This is a genomic window from Rothia nasimurium, from assembly GCF_928381415.1.
In the GTDB taxonomy this organism is placed as follows: domain Bacteria; phylum Actinomycetota; class Actinomycetes; order Actinomycetales; family Micrococcaceae; genus Rothia; species Rothia nasimurium_H.
The window spans coordinates 309957-323971 of record NZ_CAKMSF010000003.1 but is presented as its reverse complement, the minus strand read 5'-3'; the positions used below and the strand labels follow the sequence as shown (position 1 = coordinate 323971).

Sequence of the window (14015 nt, the reverse complement as noted above, 5' to 3'; positions counted from 1 at the left end):
CAAATTAAAATTTTGGATTCCACAATGAATGCCGAGAATAGTAAAATCAACAAAAAAATTCAGAAAAAATTTACACCAAATGACATTTTTGATTTCATTTTGTTTTTTCTACTTATCGCCCCTATCATTTACGGGATCCTATTCATCACTCTCTCAAGTCCAATAAATAAACACTGGAACACGACCATGGAATGCACAATCAAAGATTCTGGAATCCTCAAGTCTGGTTCAAAGTCTTACAGCAGTAGCGAAGATGTTATTTTCTTCACAGAGGAATGTGGAGATCAGCCTTTCGAATATGCAGGTACTCAAAAGATGAGCAATGAAGATTTTGCCGCCAAGGTAAATGAACTGGTAGGGCAGAAAGTAAAAATCAAGGTTGGCAACTGGCAACTTTTCATGAGCCTCCAAAGAGTTTACTATATCGAAGGAGCAACTCCTGAGTAATACAGAATTCCAACTCACTTACCCAAGAATTTCTGCACTTTCGGAAAAATGCTTATCAGAACACCTCTAACAAGGGCACCAAACAGTGCACCGGTAGCTACAATATTCACTAAGTTCATTTGCGCGACGCCAAAATTTCTTTCCGTATTGGTTCCGAGGATAAACATAGAGTACTCTGCCAGTACTGCCAATAACAAAAATGCTGTCATCTTACGGAAAATTTGAAGAATTACAGCAACAAGAAAAGCAGCGCCTAAATAAATCATCAACGCATTAAATTGATTAGTTGAATTTAAAATACCAAAAATTCCAAATGGCTGAAACGGGATCGATACCAGAAAAGTAAAAATTAAACCATCTGAAACTTTTAATGTAGGTTCACTCTTTTTGTCCATTTCATCTGAATTTGAATCTTTAGTCAACAATTTTCCCCTATTCTAGCCTAGCAAACTGATAACTTACCTATATATCTGCTGTTGCTACTCGTACCCTAACCCACCTAAATATCATTAATAAAAAGTTTACAGCTATACAAAGCTACACCCATTCCATGCAGAGGGAACCCTAGACTACATAATACTTTATATCTGATGCCTTACAGTATTTTTTGAAAATTTTAAGTCTCCAGAGCAAATCAATACGGCATCGCCCTGATGGCATCAGGTATCACCGGCCACAGCTACCTCGGCGAGATCTCAAACCAACAGGTACTCATCCACAACATCACCTTCGAACCCGGCTGCCGCCCCCCCACTGGCACAAGCACCGCGCAGCCAGCTCCCCTAACTCCAACCACACAAAACAGCCCACTCCCACTCCCCTAAACGGGGAAAGACGGGGGCTGTTCCACAGTCTCTACACCGTTTGAACGCATGGGGGTAGATTGTAACCATGACTCCAACGAACTCCAGCTCCCCCTCGCAACGTATCCTACAGGTAGTCACCAACGTCAGCGCATACGAGTCAGACCCTAGCAACCTCACCGGCCTGTGGCTTTCCGAACTTACCCATTCCTACGAAACATTCGAACAAGCTGGCTTTGAACAGGTAATCGTAAGCCCCCTCGGCGGTAAGTCTCCGCTAGAACCTCGTTCCCTCAAATTTCCCAATCTAGATGCTTCTGCAAAAGCCTGGCTCAATAATCCTGAACGTATGAAGCTGCTAGAGGAAACCAAAAGCCCCAACCAGGTAAACGCCGCAGACTTTGACGCCATTTTCTTTACCGGCGGCCACTCCGTCATGTACGACTTCCCTACCAATGAAGGACTACAAAAACTCACCCGAGAGATCTATGAACACGGGGGCGTCGTTGCTTCAGTCTGCCACGGCTACTGCGGCCTCCTCGAAACCAAACTATCCGATGGCACACCCCTACTCACAGGTAAACACATCACCGGATTCTCCTGGCGCGAAGAAGTCCTCGCCGGAGTAGCCAAACTCGTACCCTACAACGTCGAACAAAAAGTCAAAGACCTCCGAGCCCACTACTCCAAAGGACTCATCCCCTTCACACCCTTCGCACAAGTGGACGGACGCCTCGTCACCGGGCAGAATCCCGCCTCAGCCAAAACCACAGCACAAAAAACAGTAGAACTCCTGCGCAGCCTAGGTAACACCACCCGTCCTGCCTAGAACCAGGTTAAATACGGTAGCCCCCGCCCAATCCCCTCAACGGGGAAGGACGGGAGCTGTTCAGTTAAAGGAGCGGACGGGTGCACCTGCCCATGGCCATGACGCTCTCACAGACTCGCTAACATTCACCGTACAATTCATACCAGATCCGAGTAGTCAGGAAAGTTTAATATTCTGACTCTGATACCCCGATATATTCGGACTCCTGATGAATTAGGCTTCGAGGCCATGAAAACCTCATACCATCAGATTGGACATCGTATGAATACCTTAAGAGTTCTCAACCTATCTCCCAGTAATAACCCTCTCACCACAGTTATTTTTAGTTTCTACGACGCCCACAGCCACTGTTCACCAGCATGAGTAAGCCAGATTTGCAACCCCGCTACCGTCCGCTATTGACTGATGGCGCAGAGCGGTCTGAGCTCACTAGAGAACCCCTTATTATCAAAAATACACCGGTAATAGCACTCATCATCATGTGCGACCTCGATACCCCGCCGGTTGAAAACACCAGCCCTACCCTCAGTGTAAGTATTGCCCAATACCTCAAACTCCAAGACGGTTCACTCATCAAGCTCGACATGGACCGGGGGCTAACCTCCTTCTGGCACGGCAACCCGGATACCCCAGGGAAATGGCACCAAACGGCAGACAGAGCTATCCAAGAACTCCTCACTATTGTGAAAGCAGATGTTCCCAACCAGGTTGATTTCCCCTGGGAAGAGTACGTTGAAGCAGCCACTCAACGCGGTATTGATATCGATGAAGTAAAACTACGTGCACTCCCCTACCAGGTGACCTTCTCAGATGCTCTGCTGAAGGCCTACGGATACTAAAAAACCGAAAAGGCCGCCCTATCGATCAGTAGGGCGGCCTTTCGCTTAGCCTGTGCTGCAATCACGAGTATCGCAGACATGCGATCTATGCCGATATAACCGCTCGCAGGCTCGCGGAATAACAAAACGAGGAGCTCACTAAGTTCGCAAGCTCCTCGCCCGAGGCCCGCAAGCGGCGGTCGCACTAAATCGTCCATGCCGCTCGCAGGCTCGCGGAATAACAAAAATTTTATTTTCCCCTGTTGGGGAAAATTTTTGTTATTCCCACTCAATCGTTCCCGGAGGCTTTGACGTCACGTCCAGAACCACTCGGTTCACCTCAGCAACCTCATTGGTAATCCGGTTAGAAATCTTCGCCAGCAGGTCATAAGGCAGGCGTGACCAGTCAGCAGTCATCGCGTCCTCAGACGACACCGGGCGCAGCACAATCGGGTGACCGTAAGTACGACCATCACCCTGCACACCAACGGAGCGGACGTCCGCCAGCAGCACCACGGGGCACTGCCAGATCTCCTCATCCATGCCCGCGGCAGTCAGTTCCTCGCGCACAATCAGGTCAGCAGCGCGCAGGATATCCAGGTTGTGCTTATTGACCTCACCAATCACGCGGATGCCCAGGCCGGGGCCGGGGAAAGGCTGACGGGCAACAATCTTCTCAGGCACACCCAGCTCACGGCCGATAGCGCGGACCTCGTCCTTAAAGAGGGTGCGCAGGGGCTCAACCAGCTCAAACTGCAGGTCATCAGGCAGACCGCCCACGTTGTGGTGGGACTTAATGTTGGCAGCGCCCTCGCCACCGCCAGATTCAACAACATCGGGGTAGAGGGTACCCTGCACCAGGAACTTGATATCGGTACCTTCAGCACCGGCCTCTTCAATCAGCTTGCGCTGGGCAGCTTCGAAGGAGCGGATAAACTCGCGGCCAATCGCCTTACGCTTAGCTTCGGGCTCGGTGATACCGGCCAGGGCGCCCAAGAAGCGCTCTGACTCATCGATGGTCACAACCTTGATACCCATGGTTGAAGCGTAATCCTGCTCAACCTGTTCGCGTTCACCCTCGCGCAGCAGACCGTGGTCGATGAAGAAGCAGGTGAGCTGGTCGCCCACAGCCTTGTGAACCAGGGCTGCGGCAACAGATGAGTCAACGCCACCGGACAGGGCGCAGATGACCTGGTCATCGCCAACCTGCTCGCGGATCTTAGCGACCTGCTCTTCGATAATGTTGCCGGTTGACCAGGTCTTCTTCAGACCCGCTACGTTGAAGAGGAAGTTCTCCAGGGCAACCTGGCCGTAATCGGAGTGCTTAACCTCAGGGTGCCACTGCACGCCACCAAACTTGCGCTTCTCATCAACGAAGGCTGCAACGGCTGCGCCGGGGGTCTGGGCCAGTACCTCGAAGCCTGCGGGAGCTTCAGAGACAGAATCGCCGTGGCTCATCCAGACGTTCTGGGTCTTGGGGGTACCGGTCAGGAAGGAAGAGTTCTCTGCACAGACCACGGCATCGGTTGCGCCGTATTCGCGCAGGCCGGTCTTAGCGACGGTACCGCCGAGGGTCTGGGCCATGACCTGGAAGCCGTAGCAGATACCGAAGACGGGTACGCCAGCCTCAAACATGGCGATGTCGCCCTTGGGGGCGCCGTCCTCGTATACGGATGAGGGGCCGCCAGACAGAATAATTGCAGCCGGGTTCTTGGCGAGCATCTTCTCGGTGGGCATGGTGTGAGGAACCAGCTCCGAGTAGACACCGGCCTCACGCACGCGGCGCGCGATGAGCTGCGCGTACTGGGCGCCGTAGTCAACGACCAGCACGGGGCGCTCTTCGAGCTCCTCGATGGGGTTGTGGGTAGTCACAGGTATATACCTTTTCGGTTGGGGTTGAAGGGTAATCCTTGGGTTCTATTCTAGTGCAGGGAAGCGCTAGACCTAGTAACGTTTAGTGGCCTGCGGGTTCGCATCAAGCAGGGCAAGGGTTTCTGCGTAGATGCGGCGCTCCACGATGAAGGACAGGAAGGGAACCACACCGCCCAGGGCCATGACGATCATCTGGGGCAGGGCCCAGCGCATGAGCAGCCAGAGACGGAAGCAGGAGAGGAGGTAGACGACGTAGAACCAGCCGTGAATAATCAGGATCCATGTGGAGATGTTCAGGCCCCCGTGCAGGTTGCCGGTCTCGAGGTTCAGCCAGCCCAGGGCCACGGTTTCACCGGTCTGGGCGTCGACACCACCGGCAATCAAGTCGTAGCCGAAGATGTAGCGGCTGATCATTTCAGCAACGAGCAGCAGCAGGAAGGTACCTGAAATCCAGGCACACCACTTATAGAAGGTGAGGGCCCCACGAATCTGGGATTCGGTTCCGCCGAATTTCTTGCGCACGGTAAAGCCACCGGCGGCATTCGTTTCGGTAGTTCCCGCAGCGAGGGTAACTTTCTTACCGTCGGTGCGGTGGGTGGGGCGCGGGGTGGGGTTCTCGCTCACAGCTGGTTTCTCCCTTAGCTGGTATGGGTGGTCTGTTCGGTGGTGGGCGGACGCCTGCGGGCAGCTTGCCCTTTAGCGGGAGGACGGGGCGGGGGCGTCCGGAATATCATCAAAGTAGTAGTAGGCCTGATCTGCCGGGTCCCAGTAGTAGGGGCGGCCGGTGGCCTCATCGACCCAGTATTCGCCCTCGTACTCGAAGTAGAGGGTGGGGTCTGTGGTTTTTTCGACTGAGTCCTTGAGCAGGCGGTACCAGAGGTAGAGGGCAAAGCCTGCGAAGACCAGCCATTCTAGAGCGTAGAAGATGTTGAGCCAGTCGACGGTGTCGTCGGTGACCTGCTGTGCACGAATGGGCTGCAGGGCTCCGCTGCTATCGAGCAGGGTGGCGGTCTCGGCGATAGTGCCCTGGTCGGTCAGCGGGGTGGCCCCTGTACTTTCAGAGTCGAGGGTGAGAATACCGTTGAAGAGGGCGGCGTTCCAGACGTTGGTCAGGTAGGAGGAGTTGGCGGAGGCCAGCACACGATCCCTACCCCGGTTTTCATCGCTGATGTCACGACTGGTAAGCGGGGCGTCGTTACCCACAACGCGCCCCGCGATGGTCACTGTGCCGGCCGGTTCAGCGGGAATCTCAGCGATAGGGGTCCAGGCGCGGGCCACGACGATACCGCGGGGCCCCTCCCCCAGGCTGGTGCTTACCTGCTGACTATCGTCAGGAACGAAGAGGCTGACCAGCCAGTAGCCCTCGGCACCGTCCTTCAGCTTGTTTTCCACCAGGTAGGTGGATCCCGGTACATAGCTGCCGGTTGCCTCAACCACGGTGTCAACCTCAGACATGTTCAGGGCATCATGGGCCTGGAGTACCCGACTATAGGGGCGCACCTGGTCCTTAGCCGGATCAGCGGTGACCTGCCCCAGGGTAGAGGCGTTAATCTGCCACTTGCTGAGCATGACGAAACCGCTAGCCAGCGCTAGCACCAGGAGCAGTCTGAGGAGCCAGCGGGGGGTCAAAGCGGTTTTTAGCACGATTGCTCTTTTCGGCTTGAGACGGGAGGACGACAGCAGGTCAGCCCCGCGCGCCTAGGAAAACTAGGTGCACGGGGCCGGGGGCGTCATCTACTTGACGTAGGGGGTGACGTTGACATCGATGCGCTGGAAGGACTTGAGGTCGGTGTAACCGCAAGTTGCCAGTGCTCGTTTAAGGGCGCCCACCAGGTTAGCGCTACCGTCGGTATGGGCTGAAGGGCCGTAGAGCACCTCTTCTAGGGAGCCTACGGTGCCCTGGTAGGTGCGGATGCCGCGGGGGAAGTCAGCTGAGTGAGCTTCGTTGCCCCAGTACCAGCCGGCACCGGGGGCTTCAGCTGCGCGGGCCAGGGGCGCGCCGATCATGACGGCGTCCGCGCCCATCGCCAGTGCCTTGACCATGTCGCCGGAGCGGCCCAGGGAGCCGTCCGCAATCACGTGCACATAGCGACCACCGGACTCATCCAGGTAGTCAGAACGCGCAGCAGCGACGTCGGAAATCGCGGTGGCCATGGCAGCCTGAATGCCCAGGCCGCGGCGGGTGGTCAGGGCAGCACCGCCGCCGAAACCTACCAGCACACCGGCAGCGCCGGTGCGCATCAGGTGCATCGCCGGGGTATAACCGGTGACGCCACCGACCATCACCGGCACGTCCAGCTCGTAGATGAACTTCTTGAGGTCCAGGGGTTCACGGCGGGAGGAGACGTGCTGGGCAGATACTGCCGCACCGCGAATAACAAAGAGGTCAACGCCAGCCTTGACCACGGTCTGGTAGAACTCCTGGGTGTTCTGGGGTGTCAGGGAGCCTGCAACAATTACGCCAGATTCACGAATCTCAGCTAGGCGGGCAGTGATCAGCTCAGCCTTGATGGGCTCAGCGTAGATTTCCTGCATGCGACGGGTGGCGGCGGGGGCATCGTCAGCGGGCAGGGCGTTGATTTCGTCGAGCAGGGGCTGGGGATCCTCGTAGCGGGTCCACAGGCCCTCAAGGTTGAGGACGCCGAGCCCACCGAGCTTGCCCAGGGCAATGGCGGTAGCCGGTGACATGACGGAGTCCATGGGGGCACCGATGATGGGGGTGTCGAACTTGAACGCGTCAATCTGCCAGCTGAGGTTCACATCGTGGGCATCGCGGGTACGGCGGGTGGGTACCAGGGCGATTTCATCGAGTGAGTAGGTGCGGCGGGCGCGCTTGGACATACCAATCTGGATGTCGGTCATGGATCTTCCTTTCACCGGTGGTAGGCCGGTTGGTGCAAAAGAGCGTGGTAACGTTCGGAAGCCCCGGCCCCTCACCGCAGGGGCGAGAAAACCGGGGCTGGCCGCTACAGTTTAGCGACGGTAGTTGGGGGCCTCGACGGTCATGGTGATGTCGTGGGGGTGTGATTCCTTCAGACCTGCTGAGGTAATGCGCACGAACTGGCCCTTGTTCTTGAGTTCTTCAACGGTGTGGGCACCGACGTAGAACATGGTCTGACGCAGACCACCTTCCAGCTGGTGCAGTACGGAGGACAGGGGGCCGCGGTAGGGTACCTGGCCCTCGATGCCCTCGGGAATCAGCTTCTCTTCGGAGGATACGTCGGCCTGGAAGTAGCGGTCCTTAGAGAAGGACTTCTTGCCGCCGCGGGACTGCATAGCACCCAGGGAGCCCATGCCGCGGTAGGCCTTGAACTGCTTACCGTTGACGAAAATAAGGTCGCCGGGTGATTCAGCGGTACCTGCCAGCAGGGAGCCCAGCATCACCGAATCCGCACCCGCCACCAGGGCCTTGCCGATTTCACCGGAGTGCTGCATGCCGCCGTCCGCAATCAGGGGAACACCGGCGGGGATAGCAGCCTTAGCTGACTCATTGATAGCGGTAATCTGGGGCACGCCAACACCGGCGATAATGCGGGTGGTGCAGATGGAACCGGGGCCAACGCCGACCTTGACCGCGTCGGCACCGGCGTCGATGATAGCCTGGGCGCCAGCGCGGGTAGCAGCCTGGCCACCCACAATATCAACGTGGGCTGCGGCAGGGTCCTTCTTCAGGCGGGCAATCATATCGAGCACGCCCTGGGAGTGGCCGTTAGCGGTATCAACGAAGAGGGCGTCAACGCCTGCCTCAACCAGGGTCATGGCGCGCTCGTAGCCGTCGCCGAAGAAGCCGATAGCCGCACCAACGCGCAGGCGGCCGTCCTCGTCCTTAGTGGCGCGGGGGTACTGCTCGCTCTTGGTGAAGTCCTTGACGGTAATCAGGCCGGTGAGCTTGCCGTCCTTGTCGATCAGGGGCAGCTTCTCAATCTTGTTTTCTGCCAGCAGGGCGAAAGCTTCGTCCTTGCTCATGCCCTCGTGGCCGGTAATGAGCGGCATCTTGGTCATGATGTCGCGCACGCGGGTGGTCTCAAAGGTGGACTCGGGCAGGTAGCGGGTGTCGCGGTTAGTGATGATACCGACCAGTACGTTGTTCTCGTCCACAACGGGAAGGCCCGAAACCTTGTAGTGGCCGCACAGGGCATCGAGCTCGGCGATGGTGGCGTCGGGGCCGACAGTCACGGGGTTGGTAATCATGCCGGATTCGCTGCGCTTGACGCGGTCCACGTGGTCAGCCTGGTCAGCGATAGAAAGGTTGCGGTGAATCACGCCCATGCCGCCCAGGCGAGCCATGGCGATGGCCAGGGCGGACTCGGTGACGGTGTCCATTGCTGCCGAGATAATCGGTGAGGCGATGGAGATGCGCTTGGTCAGGCGGGTGGTGGTGTCTGCATCTGACGGGATGACGTCGGTGTTGCCGGGCAGGAGCAGGACGTCATCGTAGGTGAGGCCGGTGAAGCCGAAGGGGTCTTCGCTCAGTGCAGTGGGAGTAGTCATGAAGGGTTCGCTACCTTTCGAGGGTATTCAGGTGGGCGCTTAGCGACACTGGTTTTAATCTTAGTCGGGTTAGCCCCGATGTGCGAGTGTAGGGCCCGGGCAGCTAACTGCCGCTTGCTCACATCAGGGGTTCCGTCCCTGTTCGTACTGGGTGAAACCCCTCCCCCGCCGTTTCTATTCCACGACCTCGTAGGGGGCGCTTCCGGCCGGCACAAGTTGAGTATGTGCCTGTGAACTAGCATCGGCTTTGCCCAGGGCTTCGAGCACGCGCGGGTCGAAGTAGGGGCTCAGGGTTTCGATATAGGTTGCGGTGATGTGGTCGTAGTCGAAGTAGGTGTAAACGTTACCGATGGACGCCGGGCAGGCGTTCTCGGGGCAAATCAGGTCAGAGAGGTTAAGGGCAGCAAAACCCGGGTAGGTTTCTTCGAGGGAGCTGAGGGGGTTGACCGTGACGTCCTGGCCGGGGCTCATGACGCAGTCGTCCGCCGTGCCGAAGGCGTCCATGCAGTCCTTGTGCATGGTTTCCATGCGCGGTGTATCGCGCAGGCCCAGAACCTGGATGCCAGCACCGGTAAGTTCCGCGATACGGCTTTCAGCATCGAGCAGCGGGGTGTCGGGCAGGTTGGGTTCTGACTTGGTGCCGTGCAGCAGGACGGTGTTGGGGGCAAGTTCCTGGATGAAGGCAGCGCTGTCTGCCGCCCAGGTATCGCATTCAAACCCGCTAGCGTAGGCGGTGTTGTCGGTTTCACCGAGGAAGCAGCCGGGGCGGGTCAGGGCGATGACCGTCCAGCCCTGGGATTGGGCGAGCGGACGCATGGCCGTCATCCACATCTGCATGTGGGAGTTACCCCAAGCCACGATGGTTCGGCTGGGCTGGGGTGAGTAGGCGACGTAGGTGCAATCCCCGGCAAGAGAATCGGGAACGGCCAGCTCGGGGGTCACATCGGTGCAGGCTGTGCCCAGGTCAGCCCAATCCGCATCGAGCACGGCACGGATGGGGATGACGGGGGCGTCTTCTTCCCCTGTGTACTCGTAGTCGGGCTGTAGCACTGCCGCCCCCACGTTATTGAGGGTGCGGTTAGCTTCAGCTTGCTCGGCCTGCCGGTAGATGGATGATTGCCAGGCGTAGGAGGGCCCTAAAGCAAGGCCCATGCATAGCGCACCGGTCACTAGCCCCGCTGTCATGGACCGGTTAGGTAGGGCCCAGTCCCGCAGGGGCTTTTCGACCAGCTGGGTCAGAGCCCAGGCGATAACACCCGAGAGAAGAAGCAGGCCAAGCCCAGCCCAGAACCCTGCCTTTTCCTGGCGGGTCTGGGATAGGTAGAACACGAGAATGGGCCAGTGCACCAGGTACAGGGCGTAGGAGAAACCTCCCAGGGCCAGCAGAGGTTTGGCGGTGAGGAGTTTTTCCGGCCCGAACCGGGTGCCTGTATCTCCAGCGATGATGACGAGCGAGGCCGCCAGGGTGGGCCACAGCGCCACATAACCGGGGAAGGTGCCGTTGACGTCCAGCACAAAGCCGCAAGCGATAATTGCCGCAATCCCAGCCCAACCCAGCACCGCACGCACTAGCGGCGGTAATTTCAGGACGGGCAGCCAGAGAGCCACCAGGGAACCTAGCGCGAATTCCCACAGGCGGGCCTCGGTTTCGAAGTAGGCCGCTTGCTGGTTAGCAGCAGTGACCTCAATCGAGTGGGACAGGGATAGCACAAAGAGGGCTGTAAAGGCACCGCTTAAAGCCCAGCGGGCAGAACCCCTCATACGCTTACCCAGCACCAGGGCGAGGGCAACCATCAGCATCGGCCACAGCACATACATCTGCCCCTGGACCGATAGCGACCAGAAATGGCGGAAGGGGGAGGCCAGGGAGGTATCGGCTGCGTAGTAGTCCACCGCGTTCTCGATCGACCAGTTGTTGTGCTGGTACAGAATCACGGCCTTTGCCTCATCGGCAATCGACAGCCAACGCTCTGCCGGAATAAAGAAGTAGGTGCCCAAGAGGGTCAGAACAACGGTAATAGACGCCAGGGGTAGCAAACGTTTAAAGACATGAACCCAATAGGCCACCAGAGTCTTTACACCGAACCAGGTGCCGGGCCCGACCAGCGTGCCCTGCTCCATCTTGCGAGCAAAAGAGCCGGTCAACAAAAACGCTGAAATCAACAGGAAGACATCGACACCGCCCGATACACGACCAAACCAGAAATGGTAAGCGGCAACCAGCAGGAGGGCGAGTGCGCGCAGCCCCTGGATCTCGGGGCGCCAGGTGCGTTCTGCTGAACGAGTGACGGCTGCGATGGTGCCGGTGGCTGGTTTGGTCTCGCTTGCTGGGCGGGGCACTGCGGTCTACCTCCTTTGCTGACAATCATCTGGTGCCAAAACATCGGTTGCTGAGGGGTAACGGGCAGGATGACACCAAGTTAAAAATGTTACTCTCGGTGGCTGGAAATTTGCTTTAAAAAGCAAATCCCGCTCTTACAGTGTTAGTCACTGCAAGAGCGGGATGTGCTGTACCCGAAAGGGGCTCCGGGTAAGGAGCCTTAGAGAGGGGCCTTACTTGGCTTCGTCCTCGTCCTTTTCCTCGGGCTTTTCGACAACCAGGGTCTCGGTAGTCAGCACCAGGGCAGCGATGGAGGCTGCGTTTTCCAGGGCTGAGCGGGTGACCTTGACGGGGTCGATGACGCCGCGGGCGATGAGGTCCTCGTATTCACCGGTTGCGGCGTTGAAGCCGTGACCGATGGGCATATCTGCCACACGGGAGGTAACCACGTAGCCGTCCTCGCCGGCGTTCTCCGCGATCCAGCGCAGGGGCTGGACCAGGGCGCGGCGGACGATGTCTACACCCACCTGGGCATCGCGGGATTCGAGCTCAACGCCGTCCAGGGCTGCCAGAGCGTGAACCAGGGCGGTACCGCCACCTGCGACGATGCCCTCTTCGAGTGCTGCGCGGGTAGAGGATACGGCATCCTCAATGCGGTGCTTGCGTTCCTTGGCCTCAACCTCGGTAGCAGCACCCACCTTGATGACGCCCACGCCACCGGCCAACTTGGCAAGGCGTTCCTTGAGCTTTTCGCGGTCCCATTCGGAGTCCACACGCTCAATTTCAGCACGGAGCTGGTCAACGCGCTCAGCAACAGCCTCAGAAGTACCGCCACCATCAACGATGGTGGTGTTGTTCTTGGTGACGGTCACGCGGCGGGCTGAACCGAGCTGATCCAGGGTGACGGCATCCAGGGAAATACCCAGTTCACCGGTAATAACGGTGCCGCCGGTCAGGATAGCCAGGTCCTGGAAGATTGCCTTACGGCGGTCACCAAAACCGGGTGCCTTCAGGGCAACAACATCGAGGTTGCCGCGCAGCTTGTTAACGACCAGGGTGGAGAGGGCTTCGCCGTCCACGTCCTCAGCGATGATGGTCAGGGACTTCTTAGCCTGAACGATCTTCTCGAGCACGGGCATAATCTCAGCCACGGTTGAAATCTTGCCCTGGTAGAGCAGAATGGCGGTGTTCTCGAGAACAGCCTCAGCACGCTCCGGGTCGGTGACAAAGGAGGGTGAGAGGTAGCCCTTATCGAACTGCATACCCTCGGTTACTTCGAGCTCAATCTCGGTAGTGGAGCCGTCTTCGATGGTGATGACGCCATCCTGGCCTACCTTGCTGAAGGCCTCAGAGAGCAGCTCACCAATCTGGGGTGACTGGGCAGAAATAGCTGCCACGTGAGCAACCTCTTCGCCGGTTACCTCGCGCGCATTAGCCAGCAGGCGCTCTGACACCAGCTTGGTAGCGGTCTCGATGCCGCGCTTGACCTCACCGGGGGCAGCGCCCGAGGTGACGTTACGCAGGCCCTCAGAAACCAGAGCCTGGGCCAGGACGGTTGCGGTGGTGGTACCGTCGCCAGCAACATCGTTAGTCTTGGTAGCTACTTCCTTAGCAAGCTGGGCACCCAGGTTTTCGTAGGGGTTTTCCAGTTCAATCTCGCGGGCAATAGATACACCGTCGTTGGTAATGATGGGTGCGCCCCACTGCTTATCAAGCACCACATTACGGCCGCGGGGGCCCAGGGTCACCTTGACAGCGTTAGCAAGCTTATCAACGCCTGCCTGCAGGTGCTTACGCGCATCATCATTGAATTCAAGCTGTTTTGCCATGAATCCTTACTTCTTTCTCGTGTTTCGTGTTGTATTCGGTAGAAACAGCGAAAACTTAGGAAACGACAGCCAGTACGTCGCGGGCTGACAGAATCAGGTACTCAGCGCCACCGTACTTAACCTCGGTGCCACCGTACTTGGAGAAGATAACGACATCGCCTTCAGCTACGTCAACGGGGATGCGGTTGCCCTTGTCGTCGATGCGGCCGGGGCCAACAGCGATAACCTTAGCCTCCTGGGGCTTTTCCTTAGCGGTATCGGGGATGACCAGACCTGATGCGGTGGTCTGCTCTGCTTCAACGATCTGAACGACAATGCGGTCTTCGAGGGGCTTGATAGCCATGGTGAGGTACTCCTTCAAGTGAGGTCTCAGCGTAAAACTTATGGGGGTGACCGTGGGGCACTAAGGCGGCTATACCCGGTATCGTCGCGGTGCTACCGGTTGCCGATTTAGCACTGTTAGCGGTCAAGTGCTAACTAAAACTTTATTCCCCTCACCCCCTACGGGCAAGATAAGGCGCCGGTTTCGCAGACAGCGCACCACCAGCATCACCACTGATGTGCAATAAAATACAGGTTGAAAGCCCCAAACCCGGCAGAAAGGCT

Annotated in this window: 12 protein-coding genes; 3 read left to right on the top strand and 9 right to left on the bottom strand. The window is 57.6% G+C overall.

The window, feature by feature from the left end; genetic code table 11:
* Positions 1-24: 24 nt before the first annotated feature.
* A complete protein-coding gene (locus L7A20_RS05115; protein WP_237222615.1) occupies positions 25-447 on the top strand; it encodes a hypothetical protein in 423 nt (140 codons plus the stop codon).
* A gap of 14 nt (positions 448-461) precedes the next feature.
* Here the strand turns inward: L7A20_RS05115 and L7A20_RS05110 are convergent, their stop codons facing one another.
* Positions 462-869: a hypothetical protein gene (locus tag L7A20_RS05110; protein WP_237222614.1), complete on the bottom strand. Its 408-nt coding sequence runs from the start codon at positions 867-869 to the stop codon at positions 462-464.
* Between the two features lie 469 nt (positions 870-1338).
* Between L7A20_RS05110 and L7A20_RS05105 the strand changes: the two genes are divergently transcribed.
* Together L7A20_RS05105 and L7A20_RS05100 are read left to right on the top strand one after the other, a co-directional pair.
* The gene (locus tag L7A20_RS05105; RefSeq protein WP_237222613.1) at positions 1339-2079 is read left to right on the top strand and encodes a type 1 glutamine amidotransferase domain-containing protein; all 741 of its coding nucleotides are present in this window, start codon (positions 1339-1341) and stop codon (positions 2077-2079) included.
* Between the two features lie 479 nt (positions 2080-2558).
* Positions 2559-2918, top strand: coding sequence for a hypothetical protein (locus L7A20_RS05100; RefSeq protein WP_237222612.1), 360 nt, complete (start codon positions 2559-2561; stop codon positions 2916-2918).
* Positions 2919-3176: 258 nt separating this feature from the next.
* On the opposite strand, the gene guaA is transcribed toward L7A20_RS05100, so the two are convergent.
* The 8 genes from guaA to groES form a co-directional block, all read right to left on the bottom strand.
* Complete coding sequence (guaA, locus tag L7A20_RS05095) at positions 3177-4727, bottom strand: glutamine-hydrolyzing GMP synthase (protein ID WP_237186071.1); 1551 nt, start codon at positions 4725-4727, stop codon at positions 3177-3179.
* Positions 4728-4841: 114 nt separating this feature from the next.
* Positions 4842-5393: a DUF3817 domain-containing protein gene (locus L7A20_RS05090; protein WP_237222611.1), complete on the bottom strand. Its 552-nt coding sequence runs from the start codon at positions 5391-5393 to the stop codon at positions 4842-4844.
* Positions 5394-5465: 72 nt separating this feature from the next.
* Complete coding sequence (locus L7A20_RS05085) at positions 5466-6413, bottom strand: SURF1 family cytochrome oxidase biogenesis protein (RefSeq protein ID WP_237222610.1); 948 nt, start codon at positions 6411-6413, stop codon at positions 5466-5468.
* A 90-nt stretch (positions 6414-6503) separates the two neighbouring features.
* Positions 6504-7631 carry a GuaB3 family IMP dehydrogenase-related protein gene (locus L7A20_RS05080; RefSeq protein ID WP_237222609.1) on the bottom strand — a complete coding sequence of 376 codons (1128 nt, stop codon included), beginning with the start codon at positions 7629-7631 and terminating at the stop codon, positions 6504-6506.
* Between the two features lie 111 nt (positions 7632-7742).
* Entirely contained in the window at positions 7743-9260 is a 1518-nt protein-coding gene (gene guaB, locus L7A20_RS05075; protein ID WP_237222608.1) for an IMP dehydrogenase, read from the bottom strand.
* Between the two features lie 174 nt (positions 9261-9434).
* The gene (locus L7A20_RS05070; RefSeq protein WP_237222607.1) at positions 9435-11600 is read right to left on the bottom strand and encodes an acyltransferase family protein; all 2166 of its coding nucleotides are present in this window, start codon (positions 11598-11600) and stop codon (positions 9435-9437) included.
* A gap of 213 nt (positions 11601-11813) precedes the next feature.
* The gene (groL, locus tag L7A20_RS05065; RefSeq protein ID WP_237186019.1) at positions 11814-13409 is read right to left on the bottom strand and encodes a chaperonin GroEL; all 1596 of its coding nucleotides are present in this window, start codon (positions 13407-13409) and stop codon (positions 11814-11816) included.
* Between the two features lie 55 nt (positions 13410-13464).
* The gene (gene groES, locus L7A20_RS05060; protein WP_135013045.1) at positions 13465-13752 is read right to left on the bottom strand and encodes a co-chaperone GroES; all 288 of its coding nucleotides are present in this window, start codon (positions 13750-13752) and stop codon (positions 13465-13467) included.
* Between the last annotated feature and the right edge of the window lie 263 nt (positions 13753-14015).

Bases quoted from the DNA above. Each gene is read 5' to 3' on its own strand.
- L7A20_RS05115 (WP_237222615.1), top strand. From the start codon at position 25: ATGAATGCCGAGAATAGTAAAATCAACAAAAAAATTCAGAAAAAATTT.
- L7A20_RS05105 (WP_237222613.1), top strand. From the start codon at position 1,339: ATGACTCCAACGAACTCCAGCTCCCCCTCGCAACGTATCCTACAGGTA.
- L7A20_RS05100 (WP_237222612.1), top strand. From the start codon at position 2,559: ATGTGCGACCTCGATACCCCGCCGGTTGAAAACACCAGCCCTACCCTC.
- L7A20_RS05080 (WP_237222609.1), bottom strand. From the start codon at position 7,631: ATGACCGACATCCAGATTGGTATGTCCAAGCGCGCCCGCCGCACCTAC.
- guaB (WP_237222608.1), bottom strand. From the start codon at position 9,260: ATGACTACTCCCACTGCACTGAGCGAAGACCCCTTCGGCTTCACCGGC.
- groL (WP_237186019.1), bottom strand. From the start codon at position 13,409: ATGGCAAAACAGCTTGAATTCAATGATGATGCGCGTAAGCACCTGCAG.
- groES (WP_135013045.1), bottom strand. From the start codon at position 13,752: ATGGCTATCAAGCCCCTCGAAGACCGCATTGTCGTTCAGATCGTTGAA.